The sequence below is a fragment of the Pseudoroseicyclus sp. CXY001 genome, assembly GCF_041714655.1.
GTDB lineage: Bacteria > Pseudomonadota > Alphaproteobacteria > Rhodobacterales > Rhodobacteraceae > Pseudoroseicyclus_A.
In genome coordinates this window covers 2,141,937-2,162,390 of record NZ_CP168219.1, presented here as the reverse complement: position 1 = coordinate 2,162,390, position 20,454 = coordinate 2,141,937, and the positions used below count along the sequence as shown (strand labels likewise).

The window sequence follows — 20,454 nt, the reverse complement described above, 5'->3', positions numbered from 1 at the left end:
CAGCTACGGCGGGCGCGCCTAGCGCCTCAGCCCCGCAGCGGCTTCAGCGCCTCGCCCCAGAGGACGAGCTCGTCCAGCATGCCGTTCAGGCCCTTCTCCATCTCCTCGTTGGTCTCAAGCGTGCCCTCCTCGATCTTGCCGGAGAAGAACGGCACGGGGACGGTCTGCTTCAGCGGCATCATCCCCTGATTGGCGATGAGGAGCCGCAGCTCCTGCGCCGAGCGGAGGCCGCCGGAGACGCCGCCGTAGCAGACGACGCCCGCGACCTTGCGGTCCCATTCCTTCGACAGGCATTGCAGCGCGTTTACGAGGCTCGCTGGGGCGAAGTAATCGTATTCCGGTGTCACGAAGACATAGGCGTCGCCCTCGGCCATCTTCGCCGACCAGGCCTTGGTATGGGCGTGCTCGTATTTCTGCATCGCCGGGTGGTTCGGCTCGTCGAGGAGCGGCAGGTCGAAGCTGGCGAGATCGACCAGCTCGGCCGTGACGCCGGCATGGCTCGACGCGATCCGGTGGACCCAGTCGGCGACGGCGGGGCCCTTGCGGCTGGGGCGGGTGCTGCCGATAACGATTTTCAGATCAAGCATGGGGTATCCTTCTGCTGATTTTGCCGAAGCGTAGGTCGCCGGGCGGCGGGAGCAAGGTCAAAGCAGGGGAAGAGCAGGGGCAGCGCATGACGAAAGAGCACTTCGGCCGGGGACCGGCCGGCGAGGATGTCACGAGGGTGACTCTGCGGGGCGGCGGGCTGACGGCGCGCTTCCTCACCTGGGGCGCCACCTTGCAGGACCTGCGGCTGGACGGCGTGGAGCACCCGCTCGTCCTCGGCAGCGAGGACCTCGCCGCCTATCTGGGCCCGATGCTCTATTTCGGCGCGCTGGTCGGGCGCGTCTCCAACCGGATCGACCGGGGCGAGGCGGAGCTCGGCGGCGAGCTGATCCTCCTCGACCGGAACGAGCCTCATGCGACGCTGCACGGCGGGCCGCAGGGGGCGGGCGAGAAGAACTGGCGGATCGAGGCGCTCACGCAGGATGCGGTGACGCTGGCTCTGACGATGCCCGACGGGGAGGGCGGCTTCCCCGGCACGCTCGAGGTGCGCGCGCATTACCGGCTCGGGCCGGACGGGCTGTCGCTGGACCTTGAGGCCGAGAGCGATGCCGAGACCTTCTGCGCCTTCGCGCATCACAGCTACTGGAACCTCACCGGCGGGCCGGACCTATCCGGGCACATCCTGATAGTGCCGGCAGACCGCTACCTGCCGGTGGACGATCACCTGATCCCGCTCGGGCCGCCCGAGCCCGTGGCGGGCACGCGCTTCGACTTCCGGGCGGGGCGGGCGGTGCATGAGACGGGGGATGCGATCCTCGATCACAACCTCTGCGTCGACGGCGAGGGGCTGCGGACCGTCTGCACGCTGGAAGCGGGCGGGCTCCTGATGGAGATGAGCTCCGACATGCCGGGCCTGCAGATCTACGACGGCTACCTGCTCGACACGGCGCCGCACCTCGGCCTGACCGGCGCCCCCTACGGCTCGCGCGCCGGGGTGGCGCTCGAGCCGCAGATGTGGCCCGATGCTCCGAACCATGCGGAGTATCCCTCGGTGCGGCTTGCCCCTGGCGAGACCTGGCGGCAGCGGATCCGCATCCGGTTCCGCCAGGTCTGAGGGGCGCCGCGGCGGGCGCTCAGCTCGCGAGGCTGAAGCGGCCGCTGTCGCCCGGCAGTCCGCCGTCATAGGCGGCGGCGAGGAGCCGCGCATAGGCGAAATCCGCCACCACCAGCTCCGTGCCCTCGATCCGGGCGACGCCGGGCAGGCGGGCCATCGCCTCTTCGGCGGGCAGGAGCAGCCGCTCGAGCGGCGCGTCGTGCCGCCGGGCGAGCGCGGCGAGGTCGACGCGGCCGTCGCACATCAGCCGCTCGATCACATCGCCGATCATGGCCTCGCGCGGGCTGATCGCATGGCCGCGCAGCGTCGCCAGACGGCCGGCGCGGATCGCCTCCGTCCAGGCGCCGGTGGCGGGGGCGTTCTGTGCATGGCCGCCCGGGTAGCGCGAGATGGCCGAGGGGCCGAGCCCGATGAGCGCCAGGGCACCGTCGGTCGTGTAGCCCTGGAAATTGCGGTGCAGCCGCCGTTCGCGGGCGGCCACGGCGAGCGAATCCTCCGGCAGGGCGAAATGGTCGATGCCGATGGCGACATAGCCCGCCTCCAGCAGCCGCGCCCGGGCGAGGGCGGACAGCGCCAGCCGCTCTTCGGCGCCCGGCAGCGCCTCTTCCGGGATCAGCCGCTGACGGCGCGAGACCCAAGGGACATGCGCATAGCCGAAGAGCGCCACCCGGTCGGGGCGGTGGCGGAGCGCCTCGTCCAGCGTCGCCGCGAGCCGCGCCTCTGTCTGGTGCGGCAGGCCGTAGAGCAGGTCGAAGTTGATGCCGCCGATGCCGCGCTCGCGCAGCCAGCGCACCGCCTGGCCGGTGACCTCGGCGCTCTGCTCGCGGCCGATGGCGGCCTGCACGACGGGGTCGAAATCCTGCACGCCGATGGAGGCGCGGCTGAGCCCGAGCGCTTTCAGCGCATCGAGCCGCGCCTCGTCGAGCTCGCAGGGGTCGATCTCGACGGCGACCTCGGTCTCGGCATCGGCGTTGAGGATCGGCGCCAGAACCGACCCGAGCCGGGTGATCTGCTCCGAGGACAGCAGCGTGGGCGTGCCGCCGCCGAGATGCAGCGCCGAGGTCCGCAGCCCGGCCGGCAGCCGCTCGGCCACCAGCGCGACCTCTGCCTCGAGCGTGTCGAGCCAGGCGGCGAGCGGCGCGACGGTGCGCGTGCCTTGTGTCCGGCAGGCGCAGAACCAGCAGAGCCGGCGGCAGAAGGGGACATGAACATAGAGCGACACATCGGCGCAGGCCGGCAGGTCCGCCATCCAGGCCTCGACCGTTTCGGGGCCGACGGCGCCCGAAAAACGGTTGGCAGGCGGGTAAGATGTGTAGCGGGGCACACGGGCGTCGAGCAACGCGCTGCGAAGGGCATCCTGGGTCATGTCCGCTCATTGCCGCGGAATCGGGCAGGCGGCATTGATGCAAATCAAGGCGCCGTCTAGAGAGGGAGCATGGTAAAGCTCACCCCCATCATCGCCTGCGGCAATTGCCCGATCCGCCACAACGCCGTCTGCGCCGATTGCGACGCCGAGGAACTGGCGATTCTCGAATCTGCCAAGTCCTACAAGACCTTCCCGGTCGGGGCGCGTCTGGCGGAGGCGGGGGAGCCGCTCGAGTATTTCTCGACCATCGTCTCGGGCTGCGCGACGCTGTCGCGCACGCTGGAGGACGGGCGGCGCCAGACGGTCGGGCTGCTCCTGCCGTCCGACTATATCGGCCGGCCCGGGCGGGCGACCTCGGGCTACGATATCGAGGCGGTGGCCGAGGTGACGCTCTGCCGTTTCGACCGGCGGAAGTTCGAGGAGCTGGTGCGCACCACGCCGCATGTGGCGACGCGGCTTCTGACGATGACGCTCGACGAGCTCGACGCGGCGCGGGACTGGGCCGTGGTGCTCGGCCGGATGACGGCGCGCGAGAAGATCGCCACCTTCCTCGTCAGCCTGGCGCGGCGCGACGCGGTGACCGGCGGGCGGTCGCAAGAGGAGGGGGAGGTGACGCTGCACCTGCCGCTCTCGCGCGAGGCCATCGCCGATCACCTCGGCCTGACGATCGAAACGACCAGCCGCCAGATCACGGCGCTGCGGAAGGACGGGCTGATCGACACGCCCTCGGCCCGCACCGTCCATATCCCCGATTTCGCGCTTCTCGCCCTCGAAGCGGGCGAGGACGACGACGGCGGCCTCATCATCTGAGGCGCGATCTGACGGCGATCTGACGGCGCGATCTGAGGGGGCAGGCGGCCCCTTAGGAACGCCCCCGCCGAAATTCCAGATATTTCCTGTCGCGGTAATCATCCGTTCACCGGGTCTTGATCCAAATCAAGGCACCCGGCGCGGGCATGCGCGAGAGCTCCGCGCAAGGCCGCATCTGACGGCCGGCTTGCCATTCGGAGCGGAGCGACATGGATTATCTCAAACTGGCGGCTCTGGGGGCGATCACGCTCCTGGCCGCGATGGCGGCGAACTTCGGGCGAGACCTCGCCTACACCGTTCACGCCATCATCATCATGCTGGTCGCCGGCGGGCTCTTTCTGTGGACGCTGCGGCGCACGGACGAGCCCAGACCGGCGATTGACACATCCGTCTATATGGACGGGCCGATCCGCGCCGGGGTCATCGCCACGGCCTTCTGGGGCATCGCCGGCTTTTTCGTGGGCGTGCTCATCGCCCTGCAGCTCGCCTTCCCGGTGCTGAACTTCGACTGGGCGGAGGGCTATGCCAACTTCGGCCGGCTGCGGCCGCTCCACACGTCGGCGGTCATCTTCGCCTTCGGGGGCAACGCGCTTCTGGCCACATCGTTCTACGTCGTGCAGCGCACGGGCGCGACGCGGCTCTGGGGCGGCAACCTCGTGTGGTTCGTCTTCTGGGGCTACCAGCTCTTCATCGTGCTGGCGGCGACCGGCTACCTCCTCGGCGCCACGCAGTCGAAGGAATATGCCGAGCCGGAATGGTACGTCGACTGGTGGCTGACCATCGTCTGGGTCGCCTATCTGGCCGTCTATCTCGGCACGATCGTGAAGCGGAAGGAACCCCACATCTATGTGGCGAACTGGTTCTACCTCGCCTTCATCGTGACCGTCGCGCTCCTGCACGTCGTCAACAACATCTCGATCCCGGTGTCGCTCTTCGGCTCTAAGTCGGTGATTGTCTTCGCCGGCGTCCAGGATGCGATGACGCAATGGTGGTACGGCCACAACGCCGTGGGCTTCTTCCTGACCGCGGGCTTCCTCGGCATGATGTACTACTTCGTGCCCAAGCAGGCCGGCCGGCCGATCTATTCCTACAAGCTCTCGATCATCCACTTCTGGGCGCTGATCTTCCTCTATATCTGGGCGGGTCCGCACCACCTGCACTATACCGCGCTGCCCGACTGGGCCTCGACGCTCGGCATGGTGTTCTCGGTCATCCTGTGGATGCCGAGCTGGGGCGGAATGATCAACGGCCTGATGACGCTCGAGGGCGCCTGGGACAAGATCCGCACCGACCCGATCATCCGCATGTTCGTGGCCTCGCTGGCCTTCTACGGCATGTCCACCTTCGAGGGGCCGATGATGTCGGTCCGGGCCGTCAACTCGCTCAGCCACTATACGGACTGGACGATCGGCCACGTGCATTCGGGCGCGCTCGGCTGGAACGGGCTGATCACCTTCGGCTGCCTCTACTTCCTGACGCCGAAGCTCTGGGGCCGCGAGCGGATGTATTCCGTCGCCGCCATCAACTGGCACTTCTGGCTCGCCACGCTCGGGATCGTTCTCTACGCGGCCTCGATGTGGGTCTCGGGGATCATGGAAGGCCTGATGTGGCGCGAAGTCGATGCGCAGGGCTTCCTCGTGAACTCCTTCGCCGACACCGTTGCCGCCAAGTTCCCGATGTATGTCGTCCGCGCCGCGGGCGGTGGGCTCTACCTCGGCGGTGCGCTGCTGATGGTCTGGAACATGTGGATGACCATCCGCCATGCCCCGGCCCGCAACGGGCAGCGCGCCCCCATTCCCGCAGAGTGATCCGATGACCGAGCACAATGACAGCGTCCCCGATCCGAAGGACGACCCCAAGACGAAGACCCTCGCCGACCTCAAGGACGGCGAGATCCCCAACGAGCTGCCGCCCGAGACCTCGCTGATCGACAAGCACGGCGTGCTGGAACGCAATGCCACGCTGCTGCTCGTCGCCTCGTTCCTCGTCGTCACCATCGGCGGCATCGTCGAGATCGCGCCGCTCTTCTGGCTCGAGAACACGATCGAGGAGGTGGAGGGCGTCCGCCCCTATTCGCCGCTCGAACTGGCGGGGCGCGACATCTATCTGCGCGAGGGCTGCTACGTCTGCCACAGCCAGATGATCCGCCCGATGCGCGACGAGGTGGAGCGCTACGGCCATTACAGCCTCGCGGCGGAATCGATGTATGACCATCCGTTCCAATGGGGCTCGAAGCGGACGGGGCCAGACCTCGCCCGCGTCGGCGGCCGCTATTCGGACGAATGGCATGTCGACCACCTGGTCAACCCGCAGGCCGTCGTGCCCGAAAGCATCATGCCGCGCTACGACCAGCTCCTGCGCGCCGAGATCCAGCCCGATCACATCGCCGATCTGATGGCCACCCACCGGCTGGTGGGCGTGCCCTATACCGACGAGATGATCGCCGAGGCGGCGGCGGACTTCACGGTCCAGACCGATCCCTTCGGCGATACGGAGGGGTTGCTCGCGCGCTATCCGGGCGCCCAGGTCCGCAATTTCGACGGCCAGCCCGAGCTGACCGAGATGGATGCGCTGATCGCCTATCTGCAGATGCTCGGCACGCTGGTCGATTTCTCGACCTTCTCTGCCGATGCCAGCCGCTGAGGTTCTCAAGATGCACGACACCTATTCCTTCCTGAGGCACTTCGCCGACAGCTGGTTCCTCATCGCCATGTTCGGCTTCTTCGCCGGCTGCATCCTCTGGGCGCTGCGCCCCGGCGCGCGGACGCTTCACGCCGACGCCGCCGCCTCGATCTTCCGCGAGCGGGAGGACGAGGAATGAGCAACCGACGCATCGACGACGCCACGGGCGTCGAGACGACCGGCCATGAATGGGACGGGATCGAGGAGCTGAACAATCCCCTGCCGCGCTGGTGGCTCTGGACCTTCTACGCGACCGTGGTCTGGGGGCTGATCTACACGATCCTCTTCCCCGCCTGGCCGCTCGTGTCCGGCGCCACGGCCGGGGTCTTCGGCTGGTCGACCCGCGCCCAGGTGGCCGAGGAGGTCGCGGCGGTGGATGCCGCCCAGGCGACCTTCTACGAGCAGCTTCTGGCGGCGGATCTCCGTGAGGTGCCGCAGAACGAGGAGCTCAACTCCTTCGCGCTCCATGCCGGCGGCGCGCTCTTCCGCAACAATTGCTCGACCTGCCACGGCTCGGGCGCGGCGGGGGCGGTGGGCTATCCCAACCTCCTCGACGACGACTGGCTCTGGGGCGGCTCGATTGCCGATATCGCCTTCTCGATCCGGCACGGCGTGCGCAACGAAGAGGATCCCGACGCCCGCTTCTCGCAGATGCCGGCCTTCGGCGACTTCCTCAGCCGCGGCGAGGTGGCGACGCTGGTCGCGCATGTGCAATCGCTGCCGGAGGGGGCCGACCCGCTCGGCGGGGACGGCGGCCAGCTCTTCGCCGACAATTGCGCCTCGTGCCACGGCGATGACGCGAAGGGCGACCGCAGCTTCGGGGCCCCGGACCTCACGGATGCCATCTGGCTCTACGGGGGCAGCACCGAGCGGCTGACCAAGACGATCTCCGAAGGGCCCTATGGCGTCATGCCGGCCTGGGGCGAGCGGCTCGGCGAGCCGGAGGTGCGGGCGCTGGCGCTCTATGTCCACGCGCTCGGCGGCGGCGAGCCGGAAGACCCGGACCGCGACCCCTACGACTTCGCCATCGAGGAGATCGGCCCGGTGACGGCGGCCGCAGAGGCCGACGAGACCGCGGCGGAAGAGCAGGTGGCTGAAGAGCCGATGGCTGAAGAGCCGGTGGCCGAAGACGCCCCGGCGGCGGAGCCCGCAGCCGAAGAGCCTGCCGCGGAAGAGCCGGCGGCAGAGGATCCGGCGGCAGAAGACCCTGCGGCAGAGGAGCTTCCGGACGAGGATGCCGTTCCGGCGGAGGAAATCCCCGCCGAGGACGCCCCGGCCGAAGAGCCCGCGGCGGAGGAGGCCGCGGACTGAGCGCGCGCTCCGGCGCTCCGTCGGCCACTCCCGGCCGGCGGGGCGGCGCGCTCCAGGCGCGGGCGGCGGGGGCCTCCCTCCTGCCGCCCGCGACCGTCATTCGGGCCGGCCCTCGGGCCGGTCTTGATCCATCTCAAGGCGGCGCGGGCGCCGGCCTGCCAGAACGGCCCCGCGAACAGGACAATGACCCATGAGCTCCTCCTCCCTCTACGCCGCGCGCGTGCCGATCTTTCCCCGCCGGGTCTCCGGCTTCTACCGGCGCCTGAAATGGCAGCTGATGGCGCTGACCCTCGGCATCTACTACCTCACCCCCTGGATCCGCTGGGACAGGGGCCCCGAGATGCCGAACCAGGCGGTGCTCGTCGATCTGGCGCACCGGCGGTTCTACTTCTTCTGGATCGAGATCTGGCCGCATGAATTCTACTTCGTCGCCGGCCTGCTCGTCATGGCGGGGCTCGGGCTCTTCCTCTTCACGGCGGCGCTCGGGCGGGTCTGGTGCGGCTATGCCTGCCCGCAGACGGTCTGGACCGATCTCTTCCTGCTCGTCGAGCGCTGGGTCGAGGGCGACCGCAATGCGCGCCTGCGCCTGCACGAGGCGCCCTGGGGCGCCCGCAAGGCGCGGCTGCGCTTCACCAAATGGGCGCTGTGGCTGCTCATCGCGCTCGGCACCGGCGGCGCCTGGGTCTTCTACTTCACCGATGCGCCGACGCTGCTGCGCGATCTTGTGACCTTCTCCGCCCCGGCCGTGGCCTGGACGACCATCGGCATCCTCACCGCCACGACCTTCATCTTCGGCGGCTTCATGCGCGAGCAGATCTGCATCTATGCCTGCCCCTGGCCGCGCATCCAGGGCGCCATGATGGACGAGGAGACGCTGACCGTCGCCTATCGCGACTGGCGGGGCGAGCCGCGCGGCAAGGGCCTGCGCCGCCGCGCCCGCGCCGAGGCGGCCGTCGCCTCCGTCCGCGCCGCCGGGCCGCAGATCGGCGGCCGCTCGCCGGTGATCCCCATGCAGCTGCGCGGCGTCACCGCCCGTCTGCAGCCCGCCGAGCGCACGGCCGAGCCGCCGCTGCCCGGCGTCGCCGGCGATTGCATCGACTGCAATGCCTGCGTGAACGTCTGCCCGATGGGCATCGACATCCGCGACGGCCAGCAGCTCGCCTGCATCACCTGCGCGCTGTGCATCGACGCCTGCGACGAGGTGATGGGCAAGATCGGCCAGCCGCGCGGGCTGATCGATTACGTGGCGCTGTCGGATGCCCCGGCCGAGCGCGCCGGCGCCGAGCCGAAGGCGCCCTGGCGCCATGCGCTGAGGCTGCGGAACATCATCTACACGGGCCTCTGGGTCGCCTTCGGCGTGGCCATGCTCGTGGCGCTTCTGATGCGCGACGATCTGGACATGACCGTGGCGCCGATCCGCAACCCGACGCATGTCGTGCTCTCCGACGGCGCTGTCCGCAACACCTATGACGTGCGTCTGCGCAACATGACCTCGGCGCCGCGCGAGATCGAGCTGGCGCTGGATGCGCCCGGGCTCGTGCTGACCATCGAGGGGGCCGAGGGCCGCCTCGTCACCGTGCCGACGGATGCCCAGGGCCTCCACCGCGTCTATGTCACGGCGCCGCAGGGCAGTGCCGCGGCCGACGCCGGGGCCACCGACATCACCATCATCGCGCGCGATCCCGCAACCGGGGACAGCGCCGAAACCCAGACCACCTTCAACGGGAAGGACCTGCAATGACTGAGGACGTCCCCGCCGCCGGCCGGCCGCTGACCGGCCCCAAGGTCTTCGCCATCTTCGCCGGCGGCTTCTCGATCATCATCGCCGTGAATGTCGCGCTCGCCACCAATGCGGTGCGCACCTTCCCGGGGCTCGAGGTGCCGAACAGCTATGTCGCGAGCCAGAGCTTCGACGCCCGCCGCGCCGCACAGGAGGCGCTCGGCTGGGAGCTGACGGCCGCATACGAGCCGGGCAGCCTCCGGCTCGACCTCGCCGATGCCGAGGGCCAGCCCGTGACGACGCCGCTGGCGCTGGTCGTCGGCCGCCCGACGGAGCAGCAGGACGATAACGCCTATGACGTGACCCCCGGCGAGCCCCTGGCGCTCGATCTCGCGCCCGGTCGCTGGCGGCTCGACATCACCGCCGAGGCGCCGGACGGCACGCCCTTCGAGCGGTATCTCGTCATCCGGGTGGCCGAGTGACCGCCGCCTGCCCGGCCTGCGCGCCGCTGCCGGAGAGCGCCGCGCGCGCCGCCGCGGCGCCGACGCCGGCGCGGGCGGATCTGGTGCTGCACCTGCCCGACATCCATTGCGCGGCCTGCATCGCCTCGGTCGAGCGCACGCTCGCCGCCGAGCCGGGGGTCAGTGCAGCAAGGGTGAACCTGTCGCTCCGCCGGGTCTTCGTCACCGCCGCCGGGCCGGAGCCCGAGGCGCTGACGACTACGCTGATCGCGGCCCTAGCCGCCGCGGGCCACCGCGCCCAGCGGCTCGATGGCGCGGCGGAGCGCGATGCGCCCGGGCGGGACCTTCTGATGCGCATCGGCGTGGCCGGGTTCGCGATGATGAACGTCATGCTCCTCTCCGTCGCCGTCTGGTCGGGCGCCGAGGCGACGACGGCGCGGCTCTTCCACCTCATCTCGGCGGCCATCGCCCTACCGGCCGTGGCCTTCTCCGGGCGGCCCTTCTTCAGCTCGGCGCTCGGGGCGCTGAGGGCCCGCCGGCTCAACATGGATGTGCCGATCTCGCTGGCGATCCTCCTCGCCGCCGGCGCCTCGTTCTTCGGCGCGCTCGTCGGCGCAGAGCGGGCAGGGTGGTTCGACGCCGCCCTGGCGCTGACCTTCTTCCTGCTCATCGGCCGCTATCTCGACCATGCCGGGCGCCGCGCCGCCCGCTCCGCCGCCGCCGACCTCGCGGCGCTCGAGGCGCCGCAGGCGCTGCGGGTCGGCGCCGACGGCCGGGAAGAGATCGTCGCGGCCCGCGCCCTCTCGGCGGGCGATCTCATCCGGCTCCGGCCCGGCGACCGGCTGCCGGCCGACGGCGTGGTGGAGGAGGGGGTGAGCGAGCTCGACCGCTCCGCGCTCACCGGCGAGACACGGCCCGAGCCCGTCGCCCCCGGCGGCGCCGTCGCGGCGGGGGAGGTGACGCTGACCGGCCAGCTCCTCGTCCGCGTCGCCCGCGCTGGGCGCGACACGGCTCTCGCCCGCCTGGCGGAGCTGGTGGCCACGGCCGAGACGCAGCGCTCGCGCTATTCCGGCCTCGCCGACCGGGCGGCGGCGATCTATGCGCCGCTCGTCCATATCCTCGGGGCCGCGGCCTTCGTCGCCTGGTTCTGGGCGACGGCCGACGGGATGCGCGCGCTCGACGTCGCCATCTCCGTTCTCGTCATCACCTGCCCCTGCGCGCTCGGGCTCGCCGTGCCGGCCGTCTCGACCGTCACCACGGCGCGGCTCTTCCGCCGGGGGCTGCTCGTCAAGTCGCGCACGGCGCTGGAGCGCCTGGCGGAGGTGGACCTCGTCGTCTTCGACAAGACCGGCACGCTCACCACCGGCGCCGCCCGGCTGACGGGCGAGCCCGCGCCCGAGGCGCTGGCGAGGGCCGCCGGCCTCGCCCGGGGCTCCGCCCATCCCTATTCGCGCGCCATCGTGGCCGCCGCCGAAGCGCGGGGCATCGCCCCCGCCCCGGTGGAAGAGATCACCGAGATCCCCGGCTCCGGCGTTGAAGGACGGCTGGGCGGACAGCGCCTCCGCCTCGGCCGGCCCGCCTGGCTCGGGCTCGAGGGGGACGGCGTGGCGCTCGCGGGGGAGGGCGCGGAGGGCGCGCCCGTCCTCTTCGCCTTCGAGGAGACGCTTCGCCCCGAAGCGGTGGAGGCCGTCGCCGCGCTCCGCGCCGCCGGGCATGACATCGCGCTCCTCTCCGGCGACGCGCCGGCCTCCGTCGCCCGCATCGCCGGGGCGCTCGGCATCGAGACCGCCGAGGCGGCGCTCTCGCCGGAGGACAAGGCCGCCTGGCTCGAGGCGCGCGCCGCCGAGGGGCTGCGCACGCTGATGGTCGGCGACGGGCTCAACGACACCGGCGCCCTCGCGGTCGCCCATGCCTCGCTGGCGCCCGCCTCGGCGCTCGATGCGGCGCGGAGCGCGGCGGATGTCGTGCTCCTCTCCGGCCGGCTCGACGCCATCGCGCCGATGCTGAGCGCGGCGCGGGGGGCGGTGGCGCGGATGCGCCAGAACATCGGCCTCGCTCTCGCCTACAACATGGTCGCCATCCCGCTGGCGCTCGCGGGCCAGGCGACGCCGCTCCTCGCGGCGCTCGCCATGTCGTCGTCGTCGCTGACGGTCTCTCTCAATGCGGTGCGCCGATGAACGTGCTCGTCCTCCTCATCCCGATCTCCGTCGGGCTCGGCCTCGCCGGGCTGGCCGCCTTCGTCTGGAGCCTCCGCGCCCGGCAATATGACGACCCCGAAGGCGCCCGCGCCCGGATCCTCGACGACCGCTGGGACGACGAGCCCCGTCCCTGAGCTTTCGGCCGGGCGCTCCGGCTGGCCAGCCGGCGTCCTTGCGCCTATATCCCCCGGGATTACCAAAGCCCCGGAAGAGCCTTTTGTGACCGCCGCGCCCCTCAGCCACGCCGCCCGCCTGTCCGTCGCGCCGATGATGGACTGGACGGACCGGCATTGCCGGTTCTTCCATCGCAAGCTCACCGCCCGCGCGCTGCTCTATACCGAGATGGTGACCGCCGATGCCGTCATCCACGGTGACCGGGAGCGGCTCATCGGCTTTCACCCGGCCGAGATGCCGGTGGCGCTGCAGCTCGGCGGCTCCGAGCCGGCCAAGCTCGCCGAGGCGGTGCGGATCGGCGCCGAGCGGGGCTATCCGGAGGTGAACCTCAACTGCGGCTGCCCGTCGGACCGGGTCCAGTCCGGTGCCTTCGGGGCGGTGCTGATGCTCTCGCCCGATCTCGTCGCCGATTGCGCCGCCGCGATGATCGCCGCCGCCCCCGGCGCCGAGATCACGGTGAAATGCCGCGTCGGCGTCGACGAGCAGGAGCCGCGGGAGGTGCTGCCGGACTTCCTTGAAAAGGTCTCCGCCGCCGGGGTCACGCGCTTCGCGATCCATGCCCGCAAGGCCTGGCTTCAGGGCCTCAGCCCCAAGGAGAACCGCGACATCCCGCCGCTCGATTACGATCTGGTGGACGAGATGAAGCGCGCCTTCCCGGGGCTCCACATCTCGCTCAACGGCGGGCTCGCCACCTTGGCCGACGCCAAGGCGGCGCTCGCCCGAGGGCTCGACGGCGCCATGATCGGCAGGGCGGCCTACCATGACCCGGGCAGCGTCCTCGCCCCCGCCGATCCGGCAATCTGGGGGGAGGGCGAGGGGGTGGACCCGGTGGCGGCCGCGCTCGCCATGCTGCCCTATATCGAGGACCATCTCGCGGCGGGCGGGCGGCTTCACCAGGTGACGCGCCACATGCTCGGCCTCTTTCAGGGCCGGCCGGGGGCGCGGGCCTGGCGGCGGATGCTCTCCGAAGGCGCCTCCCGCGAGGGGGCGGGGCCGGAGCTCGTGGAGACGGCGCTATCCGAGGTCACGGCGCGCGCCGCCTGACTAGGGTGCCGCGCGGGCCTGCCGAGACCGCGCCACCGACCCCACCTCCACGCCCGATCTGGACGGCACCCGCCGTTCCCGTCATGACAGGCACATGGACATCGGTCTTCTCCTCGCCATGGGGGCGCTTCTCCTCGTCATCGGCGCCTTCGCGGGCGTGCTGGCGGGGCTGCTCGGGGTGGGCGGCGGCATCGTGCTGGTGCCGGCCTTCTTCTACGCCTTCACGGCGCTCGGCTACGGCTCGGAGGAGCTGATGCAGGTCTGCCTCGGCACCTCGCTGGCGACGATCATCGTCACCTCCATCCGCTCCGTCCTTTCCCACCACAAGCGCGGCGCGGTGGACTGGGATATCCTCAAGGGCTGGGCCATCGGCATCGCGCTCGGCGCCGTACTCGGCGGGCTGGTGGCGACGGCGCTGCGCACGCAGATCCTGCAAGCGATCTTCGGCGTGCTCGCCATGATCGTGGCGCTCTACATGGTCTTCGGGCGCAGCTCCTGGCGGCTGGGGGAGGGCATGCCGCGCGGGCCGGCGCGGCTGGTGCTCTCGCCGCTGATCGGCTTCCTCTCCGTGCTCATGGGCATCGGCGGCGGCTCCTTCGGGGTGCCGGTGATGACGCTCTACGGCCTGCCGATCCATCGCGCCGTCGCCACCGCCTCCGGCTTCGGGCTGACCATCGCGCTGCCCTCGGTCGCCATCTTCCTCTTCACCGACATCGCCGCCCCGCCTCCCTGGACGTTGGGCGCCGTCAACCTGCCGGCCTTCGTGCTCGTCATCGCCACGACCTTCGTCACCACGCCCTGGGGCGCCGCGCTCGCGCATCGGACGGATGCGGCGCGCCTCAAGCGCATCTTCGGCGTCTTCCTCTTCCTCGTTGCGGCCAACATGCTGCGCAAGGCCGCCGGGATCTGAAGCCCCCTTGACGCCGGCGCGCCGGCGCCCAGCTAATGGGGGAGGGAGGGCCGGGCCGATGCTGAAGGTGATCTATCTCGCGGGCGGCCTCGCCGGGGCGGTGACCCTGTCGCAATTCCCCGAATTCTCGCAGCAATATCTGCAGCGTCTGGCAGGTCAGGTCGACGCGCTTTCCGTTGTCGTCGCGGATTTCGACGAGAGCGCCGCCGAGGCCGGCCTCACCCGCGACGAGGCGATGGCCGAGTATCGGGGCACGCCCTTCCTCGACGGCCGCCATGACGACATGGAGGCGACCTTCACCCGCTACGAGCGCCTCTCGGGCAACCTTGCGCTCCTGCGCGCCGCGACGCCGCTCGAGCGGCTGACGATGCCGCATCGCTTCGCCGACCGGGACCTCCTCGAGGATACCTTCGCCGACTACGCCCCCGCGGTGCCCACCACGACGGCCGGCGCCGTCTCCGCCGGGATCGGCTATGCGCTCGGCTGGCTGATCCTCGCCGGGCTCGTCACGCTGATCCTTTGGCCGATCCGCCGCGCCCGCGGCGCGTCGTCCTCCCGCCGGATGCGCGCCTGATCCTGCACCCGACCTTGCACCTCCCTCGCCCCTCGCTAATCTCGCGCCGGAAAAGGGGGGACCTGAGATGAAAGCACTGATCACCTGGGGCGGCTGGGAGGGTCACGAGCCCGACAAGGTGGCGGAGCTCTTCCGCGGCATCCTCGCGGAGGCCGGCGCCGAGGTGGAGGTCACCGACAGCCTCGCCTGTTTCGACGATGCCGAGGCGCTGCGCGATCTCGACCTGATCGTCCCCGTCTGGACGATGTCGGAGCTCTCGAAGGAGGCGGCGCAGAGCGTCTCCGAAGCTGTCGCCCGCGGCACGGGGCTTGCCGGCTGTCACGGGGGGATGTGCGATGCCTTCCGCTCCAACGTCCTGTGGCAATTCATGACCGGCGCCAACTGGGTGGCGCATCCGGGCGGCGACGGGGTGCGCTACCGGGTGCGGATGGTCGAGGATCACGAGCTGACCGAGGGCATCGAGGATTTCGATGTCGAGTCGGAGCAATATTACCTGCATGTCGATCCCGCCAACGAGGTGCTGGCGGTGACCGATTTCCCGACCGTGAACTGGTATCACGCCGCCAACGGCCCGGTGGAGATGCCCGTCGCCTGGGTGCGGCGCTGGGGTCACGGGCGGGTCTATTACAACTCGCTCGGCCACAAGGCTTCGGTCATCGAGCACGGCCCGGCCTTCGAGATGCTGCGCCGCGGGCTCCTCTGGGCCGCGGGCGGCAAGGAGGAGGCGGGCGAGGTCACCGGCTGGCAGGCGGCGGGGAACCACTACTGACGGACCCGCCCGGGGCGGAAACCATGTGGTTTCCGCCTTCGATTTCCATATGGAAATCGACGCCCCCCGGGGGGGCGTGCAACCGCCTAGCGGTTGCCGTCTGGCCGGAAGCGGGTGGCGTCCTCGGCGGCGCGGCGGATGGCGTTGGACTTGTGCACCGTCTCCATGAACTCCGCCTCGGGGTCGCTGTCGTAGACCACCCCGCCGCCGGCCTGGATATAGAGCACCTCGTCCTTCAGGATCGCGGTGCGGAGCGCGATGCACATGTCCATGTCGCCGTTGGCGCTGAAGTAGCCGACGCCGCCGCCGTAGACGCCGCGCTTTTCGGGCTCCAGCTCGTCGATGATCTCCATCGCGCGGACCTTGGGCGCGCCCGAGACGGTGCCCGCCGGCATCCCCGCGAAGAAGGCCGAGAGCGCATCCTCGCCCTCGGCGAGCTCGCCGACGACATTCGAGACGATGTGCATCACGTGGCTGTAGCGCTCGACGATGAATTCCTCGGTCGGCCGCACGCTGCCGATCTTCGCCACCCGGCCGACGTCGTTGCGGCCGAGGTCGAGGAGCATCAGATGCTCCGCCAGCTCCTTCTCGTCGGCCATCAGCGACAGCTCGTTGGCCTTGTCGGCCTCCGGCGTGGCGCCGCGCGGCCGCGTGCCGGCGATGGGGCGGATGGTGATTTCGCGCCCGAAGACGCGCACGAGGATCTCGGGGCTGGCGCCGATCACCTGGAAGCCGCCGAAATGGAAGTAGAACATGAAGGGCGAGGGGTTGGTGCGCCGCAGGCTACGGTAGAGCGCGAAGGGCGGCTCGCGGAACTCCTGCGCCCAGCGCTGCGAGGGCACGACCTGGAAGATGTCGCCGGCGCGGATGTAGTCCTTCGCCGTCTCGACCGCGGCCTTGTAGCCCTCGGGCGTGAAGTTCGAGTGCGGCTCCGGCGCCGGGTTGCCTTCCGAAAGGCTGCGGCTCTCCGCCGGCAGCGGCCGGTCCAGCGCGGCGCGGGCGTCGGCCACGCGCTCCGCCGCCTGGGCATAGGCGGCGCGGGCGTTCAGCCCGGAATTCGCCCAGGCCGGCGCCACGAGGATCACGTCGCCCTTCACCCCGTCGAGCACCGCCATGACCGAGGGGCGCAGCATCAGCGCATCGGGCAGGCCGAGCGGGTCGGGGTTCACGTCCGGCAGATGCTCCACGAGCCGGATCATGTCGTAGCCGAGATAGCCGAAGAGCCCGGCGGAGGCGGCGGGCAGCCCCTCCGGCAGGTCGATGCGGCTCTCGGCGAGGACCTTGCGGAGCGCGGTCAGCGGATCCTCCGCCATCTCTTCCCAGGCCGTTTCGTCATAGCGGGCGGCGCGGTTGATCCGGGCCGTCTCGCCCCGGCATTCCCAGACGAGGTCGGGGTTCATGCCGACGATGGAATAGCGGCCCCGCACCTCGCCGCCGGTGACGCTCTCGAGGAGGAAGGCATTCTTCCCGGCGCCGTTCAGGCGGAGCATGAGCGAGACCGGCGTGTCCAGATCGGCCGGCAGCCGCATCCAGACGACCTGGTTCTCCCCGGCCTCGAAACCGCGGGCGAAGGCGTCGAAGGAGGGCTCTAGCATGGTCGCATCACTGGAAGGAGGTGTTGACGGAGGCGATGGCCGACTGGTCGATGGTGACATCGGTGCGCATCTGCACGGCGCCGTTGTAGATGGTCGAGATGTCCTGCGCGATGGCGCTCTGCATCCGCTCGGTGACGCTGGCGAGCTCGGCCGCAAAGGCCTCGTCGTCCGGGTTCGGCGCCTCGATGGCATCCAGCCTGAGGATCACCACGCCGCCCTCGGCCGCCAGGGGCTCCACCCCGCCGAGCGGCAGCGAGAAGAGGAGGTCGACGAAGCCCTCCGGCGCATCGGCGAGGAAGTCCCGGCGCGTGAGCCCGGCGGTGGTCTGGGGTGCGAGCCCCGCCTCCTCGAAGCTCTCGCCCGCGACGATCTGGCCGGCGAGCACGCCCGCGCGTTCGGCGAGTGCCCCGGCCTGCGCATCGGCCTGCCAGTCGGCGAGCACCTGATCGGCGACCTCGTCATAGGGGCGAAGCTCCGGCTCGATGACCTCGATGAGGTCGATCGCGAAGAGCCCGCCGTCCTCCAGCTCGAGGATCTCGGGGAAGGCGTCGACGGTGGCGGCCGCCGCGGCAGTGCGGAAGCTCTGATAGGCGGCGATGCCCTCGGTCACGCCCTCGTACCAGGTGATCTCGCCCGCCTCCATCGCCGTGTTGGCGGCGAGGTCGTCGATGCCGGCGCCGCCGGCGGTGAGGTCGTTGAGGCGCTCGCGCTCCTGGTCGATCGTCCGCCGCGCGCGGGCGGCGGCCAGCTCCTCGCGGAGGTCGGGCAGGGCATCCTCGAAGGAGGTCTCCTGCGCCGCGAGCACGGCGTTGAGGCGGAAGAGCGCGGGGCCGAGGCTCGTCTCCAGCGGGCCCACCACATCGCCGGCGGCGGCGGCGAAGACATCGGGCCCGGCGGCGCCGAGCTGCTCTTCGCCGACATCGCCGAGGTCGACGTCATCGAGATCGAGCCCGCGGGCATCGACCTCCTCGTCGAAGCTGGTGGAGCCCTCGTCGATCCGGGCGCGGGCGGCAGCGGCGGCCTCCTCGGTCGGGAAGACCAGCCGCTCGACGAGCCGGCGCTCGGGCTGGACGAACTCGCCGATGCGCTGCTGGTAGAGATCCTGCAGTGAGGCCTCGTCCACCTCGACGGTGTCGACCAGCATGTCGGGCGTCAGCCAGGCATAGGCGATGCGCCGGCGCTCGGGCCAGGAATAGGCATCGGGATGCGCCTCGTACCACGAGAGGAGCTGCTGCTCCTCCGGCTCAGGGATCTCGATCCCGTCGGCGGGCAGGGTCGCCCAGGTCACCGTGCGGCGCTCGAGATACCAGGCGGCGATATTGGCGCCGTAGGTCTCCGGCGGGGCCACGCCGCCATAGACGGCGGCCTGCAGGAGCGTGCGGGCCATGTCCTCGCGGAGGCTCTGCTCGAAGGCCTCCTCGCCGAGGCTGTTGCGGGCGAGGACGTCGCGATAGGTCTCGCGGCTGAAGCTGCCGGAGAGGTCCTGGAAGGCCGGCACGGCGCGCACCTCCTCCGCCACCCGCTCGTCGGGGGCGGAGAGCCCGAGCCGCGCCGCCTCGTTGTCGAGGACGCGCTGGGTTACCACCTGGCCGAGCACGGCCTGGTCGAGCCCGAACTGCTGGGCCTGCGCGAAGGAGACATTGGTGCCGATCTGGGCGGAGAGGCTTTGCAGCTGCTCCTGCAGGGCGTTGGTGTAGTCGGCCACGGTGATGGTCTTCTCGCCCGCCGCGCCGATCTTCGTCAGCCGGCTCGAGAAGCTGGCGCCGCCGAACCCCATGAGGCCGACGATCAGAAGACCGAGGATCACGTAGAGGATCACATTGCCGCGTTTGCGCGTCGCCATGGCCGGCTCCCTTGCCCGAAGTCACGCGCCCCTCCCGGCGCAGCCAGCCCTGCATAGGCAAGGGCAGGGGGCGCTGCAAGGCCGGGGCTCTGGGGCGGGCTTGTGGTGCGCTCAGGGCGCGAAGGCGTCGAGCCTGTCGAAGAGCGTGGCCACCGCCGGCACGTCGAGATTGGCGAAGGCGATGCGGAGCTGCCGCGCGGCCTCCGGATGGCCCTTCGGCATGAACATGGTGCCGGGCAGGAGCAGGACGCCGGCCTCCCGCGCGAGGCGGGGGGCAATCTCGTTCGACGGCAGATCGAAGGGATGCGCCACATAGGCGAAATAGGCGCCGCAGCCGAGAAGCTGCCAGCCCTTGGCGGCGAGCCGGGGGAAGCCCTCCTCGATCGCCTGCCGGCGGGCGAGGATCTCCAGCCGCTCGCCGGCGAGCCACTGGGCAAGGTTGCGCATCCCCCAGAGCGCCGCCTTCTGGCCGAGCTGGGTCGGGCAGATGGTGACGGTGTCGAGATATTTCTCGACCTCGGCGAGGAAAGGCTCCGCCGCGATCATGGCGCCGACGCGGTGGCCGGTCAGCCGGTAGGCCTTCGAGAAGGAATAGAGGTGGATCAGCGTGGCGTCCCAGTCGGGCCCGGCGAAGAGGTCATGCGGCGCGCCCTCGCCGGAATGGAAGTCGCGGTAGGTCTCGTCGACGATGAGCTTGAGGCCGCGGTCGCGGGCGAGCTCGTAGAAGGCGCGGAGCGTGGCGGCGGGGTATTCGACGCCGGAGGGATTGTTGGGCGTCACCAGCACGATGGCACGGGTGCGGGGGGTGATCAGCGCCGCCGCCTCCTCGGGCGAGGGCACGAGCCCCGGGCCGGGACCGAGCGGCACGGTCGTCACGCCCGCCATGTCATGGGCCATCTTGTGGTTGAAATACCAGGGCAGCGGCAGGATCACCTCGTCCCCCTCGCCGCAAAGCGCGGCGAGCGCGGCGGTATAGGCCTCGTTGCAGCCCGAGGTGATGGCCACCTGCGCGGGCGAGACCTGCCCGCCGTAGCGATTGGCGCTCTGCATCGCCACCTCGGCGCGCAGCTCCGGCAGGCCGAGGACCGGGCCGTAGAGATGCGTGGCCGGGTCGTTGAGCACGAAATCCGCCATCGCCTCGAGGAGCGGCGGCGGCGGCGGCGCCACGGGCGCGGCCTGGCTGACGTTGAGGAGCGGCGGCTCGGCCGGGATGCCCTCCGCCCAGCGGCGCGCCTCCATCACCGGGGGGGCGAAGGTCGTGGCAGTGCGGCTGGTCATGAGGGGCTCCTGATGCGGGGTCGGGGGGCAGGATGCGGCGGCGGGGCGGCGGGGTCAAT

19 protein-coding genes are annotated in these 20,454 nt (G+C 70.8%); 14 read left to right on the top strand and 5 right to left on the bottom strand.

Going from position 1 to position 20,454, the window contains the following annotated elements; translation table 11 throughout:
* Nucleotides 1-26: 26 nt before the first annotated feature.
* On the bottom strand, nucleotides 27-587 hold the full coding sequence (locus ACAZ03_RS10550) for an NADPH-dependent FMN reductase (RefSeq protein ID WP_373353391.1): 561 nt from the start codon (nucleotides 585-587) through the stop codon (nucleotides 27-29).
* Nucleotides 588-673: 86 nt separating this feature from the next.
* Between ACAZ03_RS10550 and ACAZ03_RS10545 the strand changes: the two genes are divergently transcribed.
* Nucleotides 674-1,660, top strand: coding sequence for an aldose epimerase family protein (locus tag ACAZ03_RS10545; protein ID WP_373353389.1), 987 nt, complete (start codon nucleotides 674-676; stop codon nucleotides 1,658-1,660).
* Between the two features lie 19 nt (nucleotides 1,661-1,679).
* On the opposite strand, the gene hemN is transcribed toward ACAZ03_RS10545, so the two are convergent.
* The gene (gene hemN / locus ACAZ03_RS10540; RefSeq protein ID WP_373353387.1) at nucleotides 1,680-3,026 is read right to left on the bottom strand and encodes an oxygen-independent coproporphyrinogen III oxidase; all 1,347 of its coding nucleotides are present in this window, start codon (nucleotides 3,024-3,026) and stop codon (nucleotides 1,680-1,682) included.
* 69 nt (nucleotides 3,027-3,095) lie between these two features.
* On the opposite strand from hemN, the gene fnrL reads away from it, so the two are divergent.
* From fnrL to ACAZ03_RS10475, 13 genes are all read left to right on the top strand, one after another.
* A complete protein-coding gene (fnrL, locus tag ACAZ03_RS10535; protein WP_373353386.1) occupies nucleotides 3,096-3,836 on the top strand; it encodes a transcriptional regulator FnrL in 741 nt (246 codons plus the stop codon).
* 209 nt (nucleotides 3,837-4,045) lie between these two features.
* Nucleotides 4,046-5,644, top strand: coding sequence for a cytochrome-c oxidase, cbb3-type subunit I (gene ccoN / locus ACAZ03_RS10530; protein ID WP_373353385.1), 1,599 nt, complete (start codon nucleotides 4,046-4,048; stop codon nucleotides 5,642-5,644).
* A 4-nt stretch (nucleotides 5,645-5,648) separates the two neighbouring features.
* A complete protein-coding gene (ccoO, locus tag ACAZ03_RS10525; RefSeq protein ID WP_373353383.1) occupies nucleotides 5,649-6,479 on the top strand; it encodes a cytochrome-c oxidase, cbb3-type subunit II in 831 nt (276 codons plus the stop codon).
* 10 nt (nucleotides 6,480-6,489) lie between these two features.
* A complete protein-coding gene (locus ACAZ03_RS10520) occupies nucleotides 6,490-6,657 on the top strand; it encodes a cbb3-type cytochrome c oxidase subunit 3 (protein ID WP_373353381.1) in 168 nt (55 codons plus the stop codon).
* Nucleotides 6,654-7,829 carry a cytochrome-c oxidase, cbb3-type subunit III gene (gene ccoP / locus ACAZ03_RS10515; RefSeq protein WP_373353379.1) on the top strand — a complete coding sequence of 392 codons (1,176 nt, stop codon included), beginning with the start codon at nucleotides 6,654-6,656 and terminating at the stop codon, nucleotides 7,827-7,829. The genes ACAZ03_RS10520 and ccoP overlap by 4 nt, the downstream gene beginning before the upstream one ends.
* Nucleotides 7,830-8,019: 190 nt before the next feature.
* Entirely contained in the window at nucleotides 8,020-9,570 is a 1,551-nt protein-coding gene (locus ACAZ03_RS10510; protein ID WP_373353377.1) for a cytochrome c oxidase accessory protein CcoG, read from the top strand.
* Nucleotides 9,567-10,031: a FixH family protein gene (locus tag ACAZ03_RS10505; RefSeq protein ID WP_373353375.1), complete on the top strand. Its 465-nt coding sequence runs from the start codon at nucleotides 9,567-9,569 to the stop codon at nucleotides 10,029-10,031. Before ACAZ03_RS10510 ends, ACAZ03_RS10505 begins: the two co-directional genes overlap by 4 nt.
* Nucleotides 10,028-12,187: a heavy metal translocating P-type ATPase gene (locus ACAZ03_RS10500; protein WP_373353373.1), complete on the top strand. Its 2,160-nt coding sequence runs from the start codon at nucleotides 10,028-10,030 to the stop codon at nucleotides 12,185-12,187. The genes ACAZ03_RS10505 and ACAZ03_RS10500 overlap by 4 nt, the downstream gene beginning before the upstream one ends.
* Nucleotides 12,184-12,342, top strand: a complete 159-nt coding sequence (ccoS, locus tag ACAZ03_RS10495) for a cbb3-type cytochrome oxidase assembly protein CcoS (RefSeq protein ID WP_373353372.1) — start codon at nucleotides 12,184-12,186, stop codon at nucleotides 12,340-12,342. Before ACAZ03_RS10500 ends, ccoS begins: the two co-directional genes overlap by 4 nt.
* Nucleotides 12,343-12,427: 85 nt before the next feature.
* Nucleotides 12,428-13,426, top strand: a complete 999-nt coding sequence (gene dusA, locus ACAZ03_RS10490) for a tRNA dihydrouridine(20/20a) synthase DusA (RefSeq protein ID WP_373353371.1) — start codon at nucleotides 12,428-12,430, stop codon at nucleotides 13,424-13,426.
* A 94-nt stretch (nucleotides 13,427-13,520) separates the two neighbouring features.
* Nucleotides 13,521-14,336 (top strand): sulfite exporter TauE/SafE family protein, encoded by an 816-nt coding sequence (locus ACAZ03_RS10485; protein ID WP_373353369.1) that lies wholly within the window; start codon nucleotides 13,521-13,523, stop codon nucleotides 14,334-14,336.
* 58 nt (nucleotides 14,337-14,394) lie between these two features.
* A complete protein-coding gene (locus ACAZ03_RS10480) occupies nucleotides 14,395-14,910 on the top strand; it encodes a DUF2937 family protein (RefSeq protein WP_373353368.1) in 516 nt (171 codons plus the stop codon).
* A 67-nt stretch (nucleotides 14,911-14,977) separates the two neighbouring features.
* On the top strand, nucleotides 14,978-15,679 hold the full coding sequence (locus ACAZ03_RS10475; protein ID WP_373353367.1) for a ThuA domain-containing protein: 702 nt from the start codon (nucleotides 14,978-14,980) through the stop codon (nucleotides 15,677-15,679).
* Nucleotides 15,680-15,765: 86 nt separating this feature from the next.
* On the opposite strand, the gene trpE is transcribed toward ACAZ03_RS10475, so the two are convergent.
* The 3 genes from trpE to ACAZ03_RS10460 all read right to left on the bottom strand — a co-directional run bounded on the left by trpE (nucleotide 15,766) and on the right by ACAZ03_RS10460 (nucleotide 20,395).
* Nucleotides 15,766-17,274 (bottom strand): anthranilate synthase component I, encoded by a 1,509-nt coding sequence (trpE, locus tag ACAZ03_RS10470; RefSeq protein ID WP_373353365.1) that lies wholly within the window; start codon nucleotides 17,272-17,274, stop codon nucleotides 15,766-15,768.
* A 7-nt stretch (nucleotides 17,275-17,281) separates the two neighbouring features.
* A complete protein-coding gene (locus tag ACAZ03_RS10465; RefSeq protein WP_373353364.1) occupies nucleotides 17,282-19,117 on the bottom strand; it encodes a SurA N-terminal domain-containing protein in 1,836 nt (611 codons plus the stop codon).
* A 111-nt stretch (nucleotides 19,118-19,228) separates the two neighbouring features.
* Nucleotides 19,229-20,395 (bottom strand): aminotransferase, encoded by a 1,167-nt coding sequence (locus ACAZ03_RS10460; protein ID WP_373353362.1) that lies wholly within the window; start codon nucleotides 20,393-20,395, stop codon nucleotides 19,229-19,231.
* Nucleotides 20,396-20,454 lie beyond the last annotated feature (59 nt).